Below are 13764 nucleotides of genomic sequence, written 5' to 3' on the forward strand. Positions count from 1 at the left end.
ACGGGTCGGCCGGCGGGGCTGGCGGGTGGAGCTGGATGGATGGTGGGGAGTGCTTCTGCAGGATCTCGCGGCGGTGGCCGGTCACCCCAGAGCTCTGGGGTGACCGGCCACATGCTGCTGCTCAGTGCTTCTGCTGAGCCTGCGTCGAAAGGCTGTGGATCAGCCGATCAGGTGCTTCATGGCCAGCTGGTTGAGGTTCACGAAGCCGTAGTCGCGCTCGGCCGCCTTGTCCACGTCGAAGGACTCGTAGGTGGAGGTGTCGGCGAGGAAGTCGGTCAGCGACTCACCGGCGGCCAGGGTGGACTCGCCGAGCTCGTAGACCCCGGAGGCCTTCAGCGCGGCCTGCACCTCTGGGTCGGCGCGGAAGGCCTTGGCCTTGTCCGCGAGCATGGTGACCATCTCGACGTTGGCCTTCGCCGAGTCCCAGATGCCCTGGACGTAGTCCGTGCGGGAGGGCTTGTAGTCGAAGTGCAGCCAGCCGTCGTAGCTCGGTCCGCCACCGGGGAAGCCGTTGACCAGCAGGTCGATGGTGAAGAAGGCGGAGGCCAGCTCGCCGTGGCCGAAGACCAGGTCCTGGTCGTACTTGATGGAGCGCTGGCCGTTGAGGTCGATGTGGAAGAGCTTGCCGGCCCACAGCGCCTGGGCGATGCCGTGGGTGAAGTTCAGCCCGGCCATCTGCTCGTGGCCGGTCTCCGGGTTCAGCCCGACGATGTCGCCGTGCTCGAGCTTGGCGATGAAGCCCAGCGCGTGGCCGATGGTCGGCAGGAAGATGTCGCCGCGGGGCTCATTGGGCTTGGGCTCCAGCGCGATGCGCAGGTCATAGCCCTTGTCCTTGATGTAGCTGGCGATGGTGTCCACGCCCTCGGCGTAGCGCTCGTGCGCGGCGAAGAGGTCCTTGGAGCCGTCGTACTCCGCGCCCTCGCGCCCGCCCCACATCACAAAGGTCTCGGCGCCGAACTCGGCGGCGCGGTCCACGTTGCGCAGCAGCTTGCGCAGGCCGAAGCGGCGCACTGAGCGATCGTTGGAGGTCAGGCCGCCGTCCTTGAAAACCGGGTGGGAGAAGGTGTTCGTGGTCACCATCTCCACCTTCAGGCCGACCTCGTCGGCGACCTCCTTGAAACGGGTGAAGTACTTCTCCCGCGCGGAGTCATCGGTGCCGAAGGGGGCGACGTCGTCGTCGTGGAAGGTGACACCGGATGCGCCGGCTTCCTTCAGCTTCGGAAGGTACTCCCACGGCTCGAACTCGGGACGGGAGGCCGAGCCGAACTGGTCCTGCGCGGTCCATCCGACGGTCCAGAGACCGAAGGAAAGCTTGTAGTCAGATGCTGGCGTCGATGCCATAGGGGCCTCCTGCGAAGGAAAAGGAATGGTTCCGGGGTGCACCGGGAAGCTGTGACCCGGCACTCATTTTGTTTCTAGATGTAACCTAAATCCTATTGGGGCTAAGATCAAGTCCGTGACCCAAGACACTACCCGCAGCCTGCCAGGACCGAGATCGAGCACTGCGTTCGGCGTGACCTCCCGGGGCTCGCTGGCGCGGCTGGGCCGCAGCTCCGGAGAGGAGCGCGGCGACTTTGCGCGTGCCCCGCGCGGAGACCGGGTGGTCAGCGATCACTCCTCCCGTCCCGGGGCGCGCCAGGAGACGCTGCGGGAATCCAACCTGCTGCTGCTGACCGAGGAGATCTTCTCCGCTGTGGAGCCGCTCTCCCGGGCCGATCTTGCGATGCGCACCGGCATGACCCGCTCCACCGTCTCGCGCCTGGTGGATGACCTGCTTGCAGCGGGGATCATCCGGGAAGGTTCCCCGGCGGTGGGCGGCGGTTCCCGCGGCCGGCCTGCGGTGCCGCTGCATCCCGCCCGAGCCACCCTTGCCGGGCTCGGGGTGGAGATCAGTGTGGACTTCATGGCAGCCCGTGCCCTGGACCTGACCGGTGAGACTCTCGCGGAGGAGATCATCGACGGCGACTTCCGCGGATCGGACCCCTCAGAGGTGCTGCCCCGGGCCGGGGCGATGGCGCTGCGTGTGGCACAGCAGGCCACCGCCCGCGGTGCCCGCGTGGTGGGCACGGTCCTGGCGCTGCCCGGCCTGATCGGCGCCGACGAGCATTCCCTGGTGCTGGCTCCCAACCTCGGCTGGCGCGGCGTGGACGTGGTGCCGCTGCTGGTCGGAGAGCACCGTGATGCATTCGGTGGATTCATCCATGCCGCCAACGAGGCCAAGCTGGCCGCGCTCGCTGTGGCACAGGAGCTCGCCGCGGCTGACCAGCAGGAGCAGACCTTCCTCTATGTCTCCGCGCAGATGGGCATCGGCGCCGCCGTGGTCATCGACTCGGTGGTCGACGTCGGGCAGCACGGCTGGGCCGGAGAGATCGGCCACATCTCCGTGGAGCCCGAGGGGCCGCAGTGCGGCTGCGGGGCGCTGGGGTGCCTGGAGACCTACGCCGGCAAGCGATCGCTGCTCGCCGCAGCTGGGATGGAGCGCAGCGCCACCGCGCAGGACCTGGTCGAGCGCAGCCAGCGAGACGACGACGCCGGGCGGACCGCCTGCGAGGCGATCGACCGCGCCGGGTGGGCGCTGGGGGTGGCGCTGGCCGGGGCGATGAACCTGCTCGACGTCCACGACATCGTCCTGGGCGGGGTCTATGGACCGCTGGCAGACATGCTGCGCCCGCGCATCGAGAAGGAGCTGAACTCTCGGGTGCTCTCCGCGCAGTGGAGCACCTTCCGGGTGCGCACCGCCTCGGCCCAGTCGGCGCCCGCGGCCAGCGGCGGGGCGCTGCGCGCCATGCGCTGCGTGGTCGATGCCCCGCTGCAGTGGGTTCCCCAGCCCGCCTGACCTGGCTGGTCCGGCGCCTCGAGCCCGACCTCAAGCGGCCCTGAGTGCACCGATCATTCAGTCCATCCGGATCGCTTCGATGCTGTAGCCCACCCGGAACCATGTCCCGGGCTCGAGGTGGATCAGGTCCTCGCCGCTGTTCAGCGCGTTGGGCGGGCAGGTCATCGGTTCCACGGCGACACCTGCGCGATCGATCCGCTCCCCGGTGTAGACCTGGACCCACGGCGTGTCAGCGATCATGCGGACCACGAACCCCGAGGGTCCGTGGACAAGCTCCGCGGTCCAGCCCTCCTCGGGGAGGTCGGTGAAGGCGTGATCGATCCTGCGCCCGGCCAGCAGCGGGCCATTGGTGAGATCGAAGTCTGCAGAGACTGATTTGCGCCCCGTCACGCTGCCATCGGCCTTGGTCTTCAGCATGGTCCGGGCCGGAAGCCGCAGTCGGCATTCCTTCAGCGGCGCACCCCCGGCGGTGAGATAGGGGTGGAAGCCGGCCCCGAACGGCGCCGTCCGCGGGGGTGCGGCGTGCGCGCTCGCTGCTTCTTCGGGCTCGAGATCTGCCAGGCGCGTCTCTGACTGGTCGGTCTCTGATCGGTGAGCCTCGACGCCGGCCACGGTGGCCTCCGCCGGAGCAGTCTCGCCGTCTTCTCCGGCGGATGCGGTGAGCTCGGGCTCGAGAGTTGCGTCCTCCTCGGCCGCGCCCTGGTCTCCGTTATCGGAGTCCTCAGCCTCGGGCTGGGCAGCCTCGGTCTGGTCAGTGTCTGCTGGGTCGGCCTCGGGCTCCGCCGCCTCAGAGGTTTCCAGGTCAGCGTCACCGGCGTCGAGTTCGTCCACCTCGCGGTCGTTCGGATCGGTGGCTTCGCTCTCCGGCTCAGCGGCGTCCGTAGTCTCTTCGAGGGATGGGTCCGCGAGCTCTTCGGGCTGGTAGCGAGCCATCAGTGTCGCGGCGAGGCCCAGGTCGGCGGAGACCCGGTAGGTCAGCGCGACCTCCAGGCCGAAGGGGTAGCCCTCCGAGCTCTCCAGCCAGCCGGCCAGCTGCACCTCGGACTCCTTCTGCGAGACCACGCGCAGCGGGGTGTCGATGAGCAGCCCGTGCAGCGCTGCGCCGGTGGCCTCCTCATTGACCGGGAGCAGGTGCTCGACGCCTGCGTAGGTGTAGCTGGCGCCCTTGGTCCGGTTGGGCCAGGGTGCCAGCACGGCACCGGCGAAGGCCCCTTCGGTCTGCGCGGCGGGCACGATGAGCTCATCCTCGAGGTGCGAGAGGTTCAGCAGCTGACCGCCCAGGAGGCTGATCTGCGCGGTATACCCGCCGCCGGTGATGGAGACCGAGTTCGTCGTGTCCATTTGTGGTGCCTCCTACGAAGCGTCGCAATCCTGCGCGGTTCCCTGGTACTGCCGGCGACCCGGCTGAGGACCAGGCGGACGGCGGCAGTGAAACGCGAAGTGACAAGTATGGCAACAGTACCCAAAAGCCCATAGTTCGGCCTATTCGTGCCGAACCAGGGGTCGCGGCAGTGCGAGACTGACCCATGAGGCATAATGACCGGTTACCCCTTCTGAGCGAGTGTGATGACAGTGAATACATCGGCAATGACAACTTCTGAAGAGTTCTCGATCCCGCCGGCCGGCGCAGGTGGCAGCTTCTCCCACACGCCGGGCAAGAAGATGGTCTGCCTGGACGTGGACGGCACGATCGTCTTCCACGACGGCCGCATGTCCGAGGCCGTGAAGCAGGCCGGTCGCGCCCTGGTGGCAGATGGACACACCGTCGTGGTCTCCACGGGTCGTTCGCTTCCGGCGACGCTTCCAGTGATCGAGACCTTCGGCATCGAACACGGCTACGCGGTATGCAGCAACGGGGGAGTGACCGTGCGCATCGATGTGTCTCTGGAGGAGGGCTACGAGGTGCTGGATCGTCGGGTCTTCGATCCAGCCCCCGCGCTCGACGCGCTGGTGGATCGGCTGCCGAATGCGCGCTACGCCATCGAGACCTCGGTCGGAGACTTCCTCTCCACGGAGCGCTTCGAGGACATGTCCTTCGGCCTCGACGCCCGCGGCGTGAGCTTCCAGGAGATGAAGCAGGCCGAGGCTGTCCGACTGGTGGTCAACTCCACCGAGTCCACCGCCGAGGAGTTCGCGGTCGCGGTGCAGAGCATCGGGCTGCATGGTGTGACCTATTCGGTGGGCTGGTCGGCCTGGCTGGACATCGCCGCCGCCGGCGTCACCAAGGGCTCTTCCCTGGAGGCGCTGCGCGAGAGGCTGCAGGTGCCTTCCGAAGACACCGTGGCCGTCGGCGACGGTCGCAATGACATCGAGATGCTCGCTTGGGCGGCTCGCGGTGTGGCCATGGGGCAGGCGCCCCAGGAGGTCGTCGAGGCCGCCGACGAGCTCACTGCCCCGGTGGAGGAGGACGGCCTGGTCCCGGTCCTGCGGAGTCTGCTGCCGCAGGACTGACGGGAAACACATCGAGTGTGCAATTCGGCGGGTTCTTGTGACCGCTCCCGGTCGAAAACCCGAACAAATTGCACACTCGATGTGAGGGGTGGGGTGGCCGGAGGGCACCGGCGCGAACCCGCCCTGATCAGCGCAGCGGCAGCTTCTCCTCTGCGGTGAGCGCGACGTCGTCCTCGGGCTCCTTCTTCCCGCTCAGGGCCCGCTTCATGGACATGATGCATTCGGCCAGCACCCAGACCGCGGCGAAGATGATCACCACGTTGATGGAGAACAGCAGCCACTCGCCGCCGTTGAAGAAGCTGAACACCTGAACCACTGCGGCCCAGGAGCTCATCACGAGCACGAACGCCATCGGGATCAGCACCGGCAGGAACGGGCGCCTCTTGCGCATCAGCATCACCACGATGATGCCCATGGTCAGTGAGGCGAGCAGCTGGTTGGTGGTGCCGAACAGCGGCCAGATCAGCATGCCGCCGGAGCCGTCGGCGCCCTGCGAGAAGGTCAGGCCTCCGCCGATCACGATCACGATCACCGTGGCCGCGATGACGCCGATCCGGATCTTGGCCAGCTCGCCGATCTCCTGGACCACGAAGCGCATCAGGCGGACACCGGTGTCCATGGTGGTCGCGGCGAAGAGCACCGCCATGGTGGCCAGGATGGTGGCCGAGAGGTCCACCGGGATCCCGAGGCCGGCGTTGACGATGGCGCCGCCGCCCTCGACGAAGTTCCCGACCGGGTTGTCGTTGAAGGAGGCGTAGACGTCCTCCCACTGGGCCAGCGTCTGGAAGCCTGCGGTGGTCGCGATGATCGCGCCCAGCGCCAGCAGCCCCTCGCCCACGGCGCCGAAGTAGCCCACGAACCGGGCGTCGGTCTCACGGTCCAGCTGCTTGGAGGTGGTGCCGCTGGCCACAGTCCCGTGGAAGCCGGAGATCGCGCCGCAGGCGATCGTGACGAACAGCAGCGGGATCATCGAGGGCGTGCCCTCAGGCAGGTTCGTGTTGATCGCCGGGGCCACGATGGTCGGGGTGGCGAACATGGTGGCGCCGTAGAGGATGCCGAGCCCGATGAACAGCTGCACGCCGTTGATGTAGTCACGCGGCTGCAGCAGCACCCACACCGGCAGCAGCGAGGCGATGCCGGCGTAGAGGAAGAGCACGATGATCCATACGCCGTTGGGCGCCAGCCCGAAGGTGCTCTCCGGCAGGCTGATCGGGTAGGAGTTGCCCAGGATGATCAGGCCATAGAGCGCGATCACGCCGACGGCGGTCACCGCCAGCAGGTTCCAGCGGAACCGGTAGATCGCCTGACCCACGGCCAGCGCGACCAGCAGCGCGCCCCAGGTCGGGATGACCGCCCCCGGCTGGGCGACCAGCAGGTTCGAGATCACCACGGCGAAGGCGGCGACCACCATGAGCAGCAGCAGGAACACCACGACCAGGAACAGGTTGCGGCCGCGGGCGCTGATGTAGCGGCCCGAGAGGGTGCCGATCGACTGTCCGCGGTTGCGCTGGGAGGCCCAGAGGGCGCCCAGGTCGTGCATGCCCGCGATGAACACGGTGCCGATGGTCACCCAGAGGAAGGCCGGCAGCCAGCCCCAGATCACGGCGACGGCGGGCCCCACGATCGGTGCGGCCCCTGCGACCGAGGTGAAGTGGTGACCCCAGAGCACGTAACGGTTGGTGGGGACGTAGTCCACGCCGTCGTTGAACTGGTGCGCCGGCGTCTTGAACTCGGCGTTGAGCTTGTAGACCTTCTTCGCGAGGAACCGCGAATAGAGAAAATAGCCGCTCAGCATCATGGCGATGCCGATCACGGCGATGACCAGAGAATTGACCCCGTCCATCGTGTCCTCCTCATTGAGGGGTGCCTGCCCCCAAGGCAGGCACCGGTTACGGTGCGAATGATGTGATGCCAGACATAGTACGCGGCAATGTGTGACCGGGGACACCGCGTGGTTGCACCGGGAAGTTAGGATCATGTGATGCCCCAGCCCAGCGAGCCCCCGGTGACCCTCGAGAGAACTCTGGAGGAGATCTGGCCGCCCTTCGGCCTGCGCATCGAGTCTCCCCGCCTTGAGCTGCGCGTCGTGCGCGAGACCGACTTCCCCGCCTACGTGGCCGCCGCAAGCTCTGGGGTCACACACACCACCCGGAATCCCTTCCGCCAAGCCTGGAATGAGAAGGACCCGGAAGCGCTCATCAAGGCGTCGCTGCCGTTTCTCTGGTCCACCCGCTCCGCGGTGAGCCCGGAGCACTGGCATCTGGCATTCGGGGTCTTCCTCAAAGACTCCGGCGACGAGACTTCCACAGCCGGGCAGCCCGGACCTGGGCAGCCCGGACCTGGACAGCCTGGGCGCGGACAGCCTGCCGAGCTGATCGGGGTGCAGGACTGCTACGCCCACGACTGGCCCATCCTGCGCACGGTCAGTTCCGGCAGCTGGCTGCGCGCGGACCGGCAGGGTCAGGGCCTGGGCACCGAGGCTCGAGCGGCGATGCTGCTCTGGGCCTTCGACCACTTCGGCGCGGAATACGCCGAGTCGGGCGCCTATACCTGGAACGAACGCTCCCGCCGGGTCTCCGAATCCCTGGGTTACTTCACTTCCGGCACCCAGCGGGTCCCCGACGCCCACGGGGTCGAACCGGAGTGGGAGCACCTGTTCCGGCTGCCGAAGAACGACCTGCTCCGTCCGGGCTTCCAGATCCAGGTGACGGGCAACGCCGAGCTCAAGCGCTTCTTCGGCGATGACTGAGCCCGAGACTCACCTCGGCGACGCGCCCACGCCTGCCCGTACCGAAGCCCCCACCACGGCCTGCGCACCGTCGACGACGACGCCGCATCCGGTCACCGCGGACTGGGTCCGCGGCGTCGTCGTCGAAGCCCAGCACATCCCACCCCCCGCCGGTCCCGGGTTCTATGACGATGCGGCCGAGGTGCTGCGCGGCATCGGGCTGATCCAGCTGGACCCGCTGACCCGGGTCTCCACCGCCCAACGGCTCACCACGCTGACCCGGCTGCCGCGCAGCGCACGCGCCGAGGAGGTCGACTCCTCGCTCTGGCCCGCCGGGGCGCCGCTGCACGGGGAGCCGGTCTCCTTCGAGGCCTTCACCAAGGTGGCCTGTGTGTTCCCGATCGAGGACTGGCCCCTGCTGCAGCTGCGCCGGGAACGCGTCCGCGAGACCTACGGGCGGCAGCTGGACACTGGGATGCGGGAGCGGATCCGGGAGGTCGTCGCCGCGGCGCCCGACGGGTCACAGATCGGCGCCATCGAAGCCGCGCTGGGCACCACCCGCACCACCGGCTGGAACTGGTCGGAGATCAAGCAGGCGGCAGAGCTCATGGTCCGCACCGGGGAGCTGGTGATCACGGCCCGCAACGGCATCATTCGACTCTTCGACCTGCCAGAACGTGCGCTGCCCGCTGCGGTCCTTCAGGCCGCCCACCTGCCGCCGGAGCAGCTGCGCGCCGACCTGGCGCGCCGGGCCGCGGGAACCCTGGGGGTGATGACCGTGGCCGACTTCGCGCACCACTACCACCTCGCCTCCGCCGACGCCGCCCACGGCATCGCGCTGGCAGGACTCACCGAGCTGCGGGTGCCGGGCTGGAAGGACCTCGGCTACTGCGACCCGCAGCTGCTTCAACGCCCGCCCGAGGACCTGCCGCCGGCCGGCACAGCTCCCGCCGCGCAGTCCCGACTGATCGGCCCGTTCGATCCGTTGCTGCGAGACCGCGGCCGGGCTCGGCGGATCTTCGGCTTCGACTACACCTTCGAGGCCTATGTGCCCAAGGACAAGCGGCGCTATGGCCACTACGTCATGGCGGTGCTCTCCGGCACCGAGCTCGTGGGCCGGGTGGACCTCCAGCGCGTGGGCCCGGTGCTGCAGATCAACCAGGTCTTCCCCGAGCCTGGACACAGCACCCGCTCCGTGACCGCGCGCGTCCGGGCCGGAGCCAGGACGCTGGGCACCCAGCTCGGCACCCGGGTGCAGCTCCCCGAGGACCTGTGACCCTGCGACGCTGTGACCCGGCGACCCTGCGGCGCTGTGACTCCGTCCCGCTGCGAGCGGGTGCACTGTGTACGCTTGGGCGTGGAAACGGGCGCGCACCGGGGCCTCCACGGGCACCCCGCGCGGCCGCATGACGCCGCCCTTGACGCTCAACATGAGGAGGACCCGTGGCCCTGACCCACGATGTCACCATCGAAATCCCTGAAGGCTCGCGCGTGAAGTACGAGATCGACCACGAGACCCACCGGCTGCGTCTCGACCGGGTGCTCTTCACCCCGATGCAGTACCCGACCCACTACGGCTACTTCGACGACACCCTCGGAGAAGACGGTGACCCGTTGGACGCCATGGTCTGGATCCCCGGAGTGGACCTGGTTCCCGGCGTCGTCGTGGAGTCCCGCCCGGTGGGCGTGCTGAACATGACCGACGACGGCGGCGGTGACGCCAAGCTGCTCTGTGTCCCCAAGGACAAGCGCTTCGACCACATCCAGGAGCTCGAGGACGTGGATCAGTGGACGCGCCAGGAGATCGAGCACTTCTTCACCCGCTATAAGGACCTCGAGCCCGGCAAGTGGGTCAAGATCGAAGGCTGGGCCGGCCGTGCCGAGGCCGAGGCCGAGCTGACCCGCTCCATCGAGCGCTTCAAGGGCTGACCCAGCCCCACCTCTCATCGAGTGGGCGAACTGGGGATCGAATTCAGGGATCTCCCCGCCGCTCCGGCCAGGAACCCTCCCTCAAGACGCCCACTCGATGCATGCCTGCGGTCTTCTCCGTCTCCTCACGGGACCCTCCGGCCCGCCCCGACTCCCAGCGTTCGCCGCGGTCACCCGAGGGCGCTCGCGGATTCCGCCACCACCACACGCAAAGGCCCACAGCATGACCTCCCCTCAGCCCGTCGCGCTGGTCACCGGTGCCTCTTCGGGGATCGGCGCGGCGACCGCGCGCAGACTCGCCGCCGCCGGGTACCTCGTCTACGGCGCCGCGCGCCGTGCTGAGCGACTCGAGGAGCTGCGCGGAGACGGCGTCGTCCCGCTGGTGCTCGACCTGCTCGACGAGGGCTCGCTGACCACCGCGGTGAAGCAGATCCGGGAGGACACCGGACGGCTCGACGTGTTGGTGAACAACGCCGGCTACGGCTCCTTCGGTGCCGTGGAGGATGTGCCGCTGGAGGAGGCGCGCCGGCAGTTCGAGGTCAACCTCTTCGGACTGGCCCGGCTGGTGCAGCTGAGCCTGCCCATGATGCGCTCCCACGGCACCGGCACCATCATCAACGTCTCCTCGGTGGCGGGGAAGGTGGCCGGACCCCTGGGCGGGTGGTACCACGCCACGAAGTTCGCGCTCGAGGGCTTCAGCGACTCGCTGCGCCAGGAGGTGGCCCCCTTCGGGGTCCGCGTGGTGGTGGTCCAGCCCGGAGCGATCAAGACCGAATGGGGCGCCCACGCACTGGACTCGGCCCGCCGAGCCTCCGGGGACGGGGACTACGCGCACCGCGTCGAAGGGCTCGCCCGCGGGATCCTGAACCCCGCCGGCGTGCAGCGCCGCGCCTCGGGCCCCGAGGTCATCGCCCGAGTGATCGAGCGCGCCGCCACCAGCTCACGGCCACGCACCCGTTACGCGCTGGGGCACCTCGCCTGGGTGGGGCTCTTCGGCCGCCGGATGCTCAGCGACAAGCTGCTCGACCAGGTGACCGGCCGGATCATGGGCTGAGGCCCCGGCCCTGCCCCGGCTGAAGGGTTGTTGTGGTGTGATGGAGAGATGAACAGCATCTCCGAGGCTCAAGCCGGTGACCTGATGATCAACTGGGAGCTCGCCAGCACGACGGCGGCGCGAGTCGCGCCTGCGGGGCCCCGGTTCAGCGCTGCCCAGGTCCAGCAGGAGGTGGCCGCGCTGCGCGGCGCCGCCGCAGCCGCAGTGGATCACGTGCACCGGATCACCGGCCTGGATGCGGCCCAGAACCTGGGAGCCGATCCCGCCGAGACCCTGATCGTGGATCGCGCCACCTGGTCCAAGGCCAACGTGCAGAGCTTCCGGGAGCTGCTGGGACCGGCATTGAAGATCGCCCTGGAGCAGAAGCCAGAACTGGGCAGGGAGGGCTCCAACGCGCAGGTCTTCGGCTCCTCCTTCGCCGGAGCCGAGCTCGGCGCGGTGCTGGCCTTCCTCTCCGCCAACGTGCTCGGCCAGTTCGACCCCTTCACGCAGAACCGGCTGATCCTGGTCGCCCCGAACATCGTGGAGATCACTCGCGAGCTCAACGTGGTCCCCGAAGACTTCCGGCTCTGGGTGTGCCTGCACGAACAGACCCACCGGGTGCAGTTCGCCGCCGCACCGTGGCTGGCGGACCATCTGAAGTCGAAGATCACCGAGCTGAGCTCCTCCACCATGGGCATGGCCTCCGGGCTGGGTGACCGGCTCGGTGAGGTCATCGAGCAGATCCGGGCCGGGCGCGGCCTGATCGAGGTCATTCAGACTCCGCAGGACCGCGAGACGATGTCCCACCTGACTGCGGTGATGAGCCTTCTCGAAGGCCACGCGAACGTCATCATGGACGGTGTGGACGCCTCGATCGTGCCCAGCGTGAAGACCATCCGGCGGCGCTTCGAAGCCCGCGGCAAGACCCGCACCCCGTTGGAGAAGTTCATCCGCAGGCTGCTCCAGCTCGATGTCAAGGCTGCGCAGTACCGGGACGGACAGAAGTTCGTCGGGCACCTCGTGGAGACCATCGGCATGGACTCCTTCAACATCATCTGGGAATCGCCCGAGCATCTGCCCACCGAGCAGGAGCTGCACCACCCGCAGGAATGGATCGAGCGCATGAGGCTGGCGTGAGCCCGCGCTTTCCTGATGCGGTGAATCGAGCCCGGCGCGCCGTGGAGGCCGCCCTGGACCCGGAAGGCCTGACCCTGGTGGCCTGCTCCGGTGGCGCGGACTCCCTGGCCCTTGCCGCCGCCGCGGCATTTCACCACCGGCGCCGCAGCACCGCCGACGGCACGACCGGTGCCGGGCGGGTCGGCGCCGTCGTCGTCGATCACCAGCTGCACCCCGACAGCGAGGCGGTCACCGCCGCGGCGCTGACCCAGCTCACCGGCCTGGGCCTGGACCCGGTGATCTCCGTGCAGGCGAGAGTGGACCCGAACTCCACGGCCGGTCCCGAGGCTGCCGCGCGCACCGCCAGGTACCGGGCATTCGCCCAGGCGCTGGAGCAGACCGGCGCCCAGCGGATCCTGTTGGGCCATACCCGCGATGACCAGGCCGAACAGGTTCTGCTGGGGTTGGCACGCGGCTCCGGGACCCGCAGCCTCGCCGGGATCCCGGCGGTGCGCGGTCCCTTCCGGCGCCCGCTGCTGGGCCTGACCCGGGACGAGACCGAGCAGATCTGCGCCCACGCGCAGCTGAGTCCCTGGCAGGATCCGGCCAACACGGACCCTCGATTCCTGCGCTCCAGGATCCGCACCGAGATCCTGCCCTACCTGGAGGCGCGGCTGAGCAGCAGCATCACGGATTCCCTGGCGCGCACCGCGCAGATCGCCGCCGAGGACGCGGACTATCTGGATCAGGCGGCGAAGGCGCGCTTCGAGCTGCTGCTCGAGGACCCCGGCGCAGAGGGTCAGTTGAGGATGGAGCTGCAGGCGCTGGGCGACGAGCCGCCGGCGATCCGCCGCCGGGTGATCGCGCTCGCCGTCATCGCCGCGGGCGGCGCCACCCCCTCCTACGAGCGGCTCACCGCCGTGGAGAATCTCCTGCACCGCAGCGGATCCGCGGGTCCGATCGAGCTCGAGGGCGGGGTCAGCGCGCACCGCGGGACGCGGGGGAGCCCGGACTATGCGAAACTTGTCATCGTTCCACGCCTGAACTGAGGAACGCGAGACTTATCTACTAGGAGCTGGACACCACCCATGGACGCTCAGGATGTCAAAGCAGATCTCACCGAGGTGCTCTACACCAAGGAAGAGATCGACGCGAAGATCAGAGAACTTGCAGCAGTCATCGACCGGGACTACGCAGACAAGGATGTGCTGTTGGTCGGTGTCCTCAAGGGTGCGGTCATGGTCATGGCCGATCTGGCCCGGGCGCTGCGCTCGCATGTGACCATGGACTGGATGGCGGTGTCCTCCTACGGCTCCGGCACCAAGTCCTCCGGGGTGGTGCGGATCCTGAAGGACCTCGACGCGGACCTGATGAACCGGCACGTGCTCATCGTCGAGGACATCATCGACTCCGGGCTCACGCTGTCCTGGCTGAAGACCAACCTGGAGTCCCGCGGCCCGGCCACCCTGGAGATCTGCACGCTCTTCCGCAAGCCCGACGCGGTCAAGGTCGACATCGACGTGAAGTACGTCGGCATGGACATCCCGAACAAGTTCGTCGTGGGCTACGGCCTGGACTTCGCCGAGAAGTACCGCAACCTCGACTGTGTCGGGATCCTGGCTCCGCATATCTACCAGTGAGCTGGCGGCGAACGTCGCCGAACCGGTT

12 protein-coding genes are annotated in these 13764 nt (G+C 68.4%); 9 read left to right on the forward strand and 3 right to left on the reverse strand.

Annotated features, from left to right (window positions below; genetic code table 11):
* Positions 1–159: 159 nt before the first annotated feature.
* Complete coding sequence (xylA, locus tag HNR11_RS05335; RefSeq protein ID WP_179441439.1) at positions 160–1341, reverse strand: xylose isomerase; 1182 nt, start codon at positions 1339–1341, stop codon at positions 160–162.
* A gap of 115 nt (positions 1342–1456) precedes the next feature.
* Here xylA and HNR11_RS05340 point away from each other — a divergent pair, with 115 nt between their 5' ends.
* Positions 1457–2836: an ROK family protein gene (locus HNR11_RS05340; RefSeq protein WP_179441440.1), complete on the forward strand. Its 1380-nt coding sequence runs from the start codon at positions 1457–1459 to the stop codon at positions 2834–2836.
* Between the two features lie 57 nt (positions 2837–2893).
* Here the strand turns inward: HNR11_RS05340 and HNR11_RS05345 are convergent, their stop codons facing one another.
* On the reverse strand, positions 2894–4177 hold the full coding sequence (locus HNR11_RS05345) for an aldose epimerase family protein (RefSeq protein WP_179441441.1): 1284 nt from the start codon (positions 4175–4177) through the stop codon (positions 2894–2896).
* 246 nt (positions 4178–4423) lie between these two features.
* On the opposite strand from HNR11_RS05345, the gene HNR11_RS05350 reads away from it, so the two are divergent.
* Positions 4424–5287: an HAD family hydrolase gene (locus tag HNR11_RS05350; protein ID WP_425488256.1), complete on the forward strand. Its 864-nt coding sequence runs from the start codon at positions 4424–4426 to the stop codon at positions 5285–5287.
* A 127-nt stretch (positions 5288–5414) separates the two neighbouring features.
* On the opposite strand, the gene HNR11_RS05355 is transcribed toward HNR11_RS05350, so the two are convergent.
* A complete protein-coding gene (locus tag HNR11_RS05355) occupies positions 5415–7130 on the reverse strand; it encodes a carbon starvation CstA family protein (protein WP_179441442.1) in 1716 nt (571 codons plus the stop codon).
* Between the two features lie 138 nt (positions 7131–7268).
* Between HNR11_RS05355 and HNR11_RS05360 the strand changes: the two genes are divergently transcribed.
* From HNR11_RS05360 to hpt, 7 genes are all read left to right on the forward strand, one after another.
* Positions 7269–8036, forward strand: a complete 768-nt coding sequence (locus HNR11_RS05360) for a GNAT family N-acetyltransferase (RefSeq protein WP_179441443.1) — start codon at positions 7269–7271, stop codon at positions 8034–8036.
* Positions 8029–9291, forward strand: coding sequence for a DNA glycosylase AlkZ-like family protein (locus HNR11_RS05365; RefSeq protein WP_179441444.1), 1263 nt, complete (start codon positions 8029–8031; stop codon positions 9289–9291). The genes HNR11_RS05360 and HNR11_RS05365 overlap by 8 nt, the downstream gene beginning before the upstream one ends.
* A gap of 173 nt (positions 9292–9464) precedes the next feature.
* Complete coding sequence (locus tag HNR11_RS05370) at positions 9465–9944, forward strand: inorganic diphosphatase (protein ID WP_058888177.1); 480 nt, start codon at positions 9465–9467, stop codon at positions 9942–9944.
* A gap of 223 nt (positions 9945–10167) precedes the next feature.
* Positions 10168–10998 carry an oxidoreductase gene (locus tag HNR11_RS05375; RefSeq protein WP_058887998.1) on the forward strand — a complete coding sequence of 277 codons (831 nt, stop codon included), beginning with the start codon at positions 10168–10170 and terminating at the stop codon, positions 10996–10998.
* Positions 10999–11046: 48 nt separating this feature from the next.
* Complete coding sequence (locus tag HNR11_RS05380) at positions 11047–12117, forward strand: zinc-dependent metalloprotease (protein WP_179441445.1); 1071 nt, start codon at positions 11047–11049, stop codon at positions 12115–12117.
* On the forward strand, positions 12114–13145 hold the full coding sequence (tilS, locus tag HNR11_RS05385) for a tRNA lysidine(34) synthetase TilS (RefSeq protein WP_343050594.1): 1032 nt from the start codon (positions 12114–12116) through the stop codon (positions 13143–13145). Before HNR11_RS05380 ends, tilS begins: the two co-directional genes overlap by 4 nt.
* Before the next feature lie 39 nt (positions 13146–13184).
* Positions 13185–13736, forward strand: coding sequence for a hypoxanthine phosphoribosyltransferase (gene hpt, locus HNR11_RS05390; RefSeq protein ID WP_179441447.1), 552 nt, complete (start codon positions 13185–13187; stop codon positions 13734–13736).
* Positions 13737–13764: the final 28 nt, after the last annotated feature.

The sequence above is a fragment of the Nesterenkonia sandarakina genome, from assembly GCF_013410215.1.
Classification (GTDB): domain Bacteria; phylum Actinomycetota; class Actinomycetes; order Actinomycetales; family Micrococcaceae; genus Nesterenkonia; species Nesterenkonia sandarakina.

Coding starts and splice junctions, on each gene's coding strand:
- xylA (WP_179441439.1), bottom strand. CDS start 1,341: ATGGCATCGACGCCAGCATCTGACTACAAGCTTTCCTTCGGTCTCTGG.
- HNR11_RS05345 (WP_179441441.1), bottom strand. CDS start 4,177: ATGGACACGACGAACTCGGTCTCCATCACCGGCGGCGGGTATACCGCG.
- HNR11_RS05350 (WP_425488256.1), top strand. CDS start 4,424: ATGACAACTTCTGAAGAGTTCTCGATCCCGCCGGCCGGCGCAGGTGGC.
- HNR11_RS05355 (WP_179441442.1), bottom strand. CDS start 7,130: ATGGACGGGGTCAATTCTCTGGTCATCGCCGTGATCGGCATCGCCATG.
- HNR11_RS05360 (WP_179441443.1), top strand. CDS start 7,269: ATGCCCCAGCCCAGCGAGCCCCCGGTGACCCTCGAGAGAACTCTGGAG.
- HNR11_RS05365 (WP_179441444.1), top strand. CDS start 8,029: ATGACTGAGCCCGAGACTCACCTCGGCGACGCGCCCACGCCTGCCCGT.
- HNR11_RS05375 (WP_058887998.1), top strand. CDS start 10,168: ATGACCTCCCCTCAGCCCGTCGCGCTGGTCACCGGTGCCTCTTCGGGG.
- HNR11_RS05380 (WP_179441445.1), top strand. CDS start 11,047: ATGAACAGCATCTCCGAGGCTCAAGCCGGTGACCTGATGATCAACTGG.
- hpt (WP_179441447.1), top strand. CDS start 13,185: ATGGACGCTCAGGATGTCAAAGCAGATCTCACCGAGGTGCTCTACACC.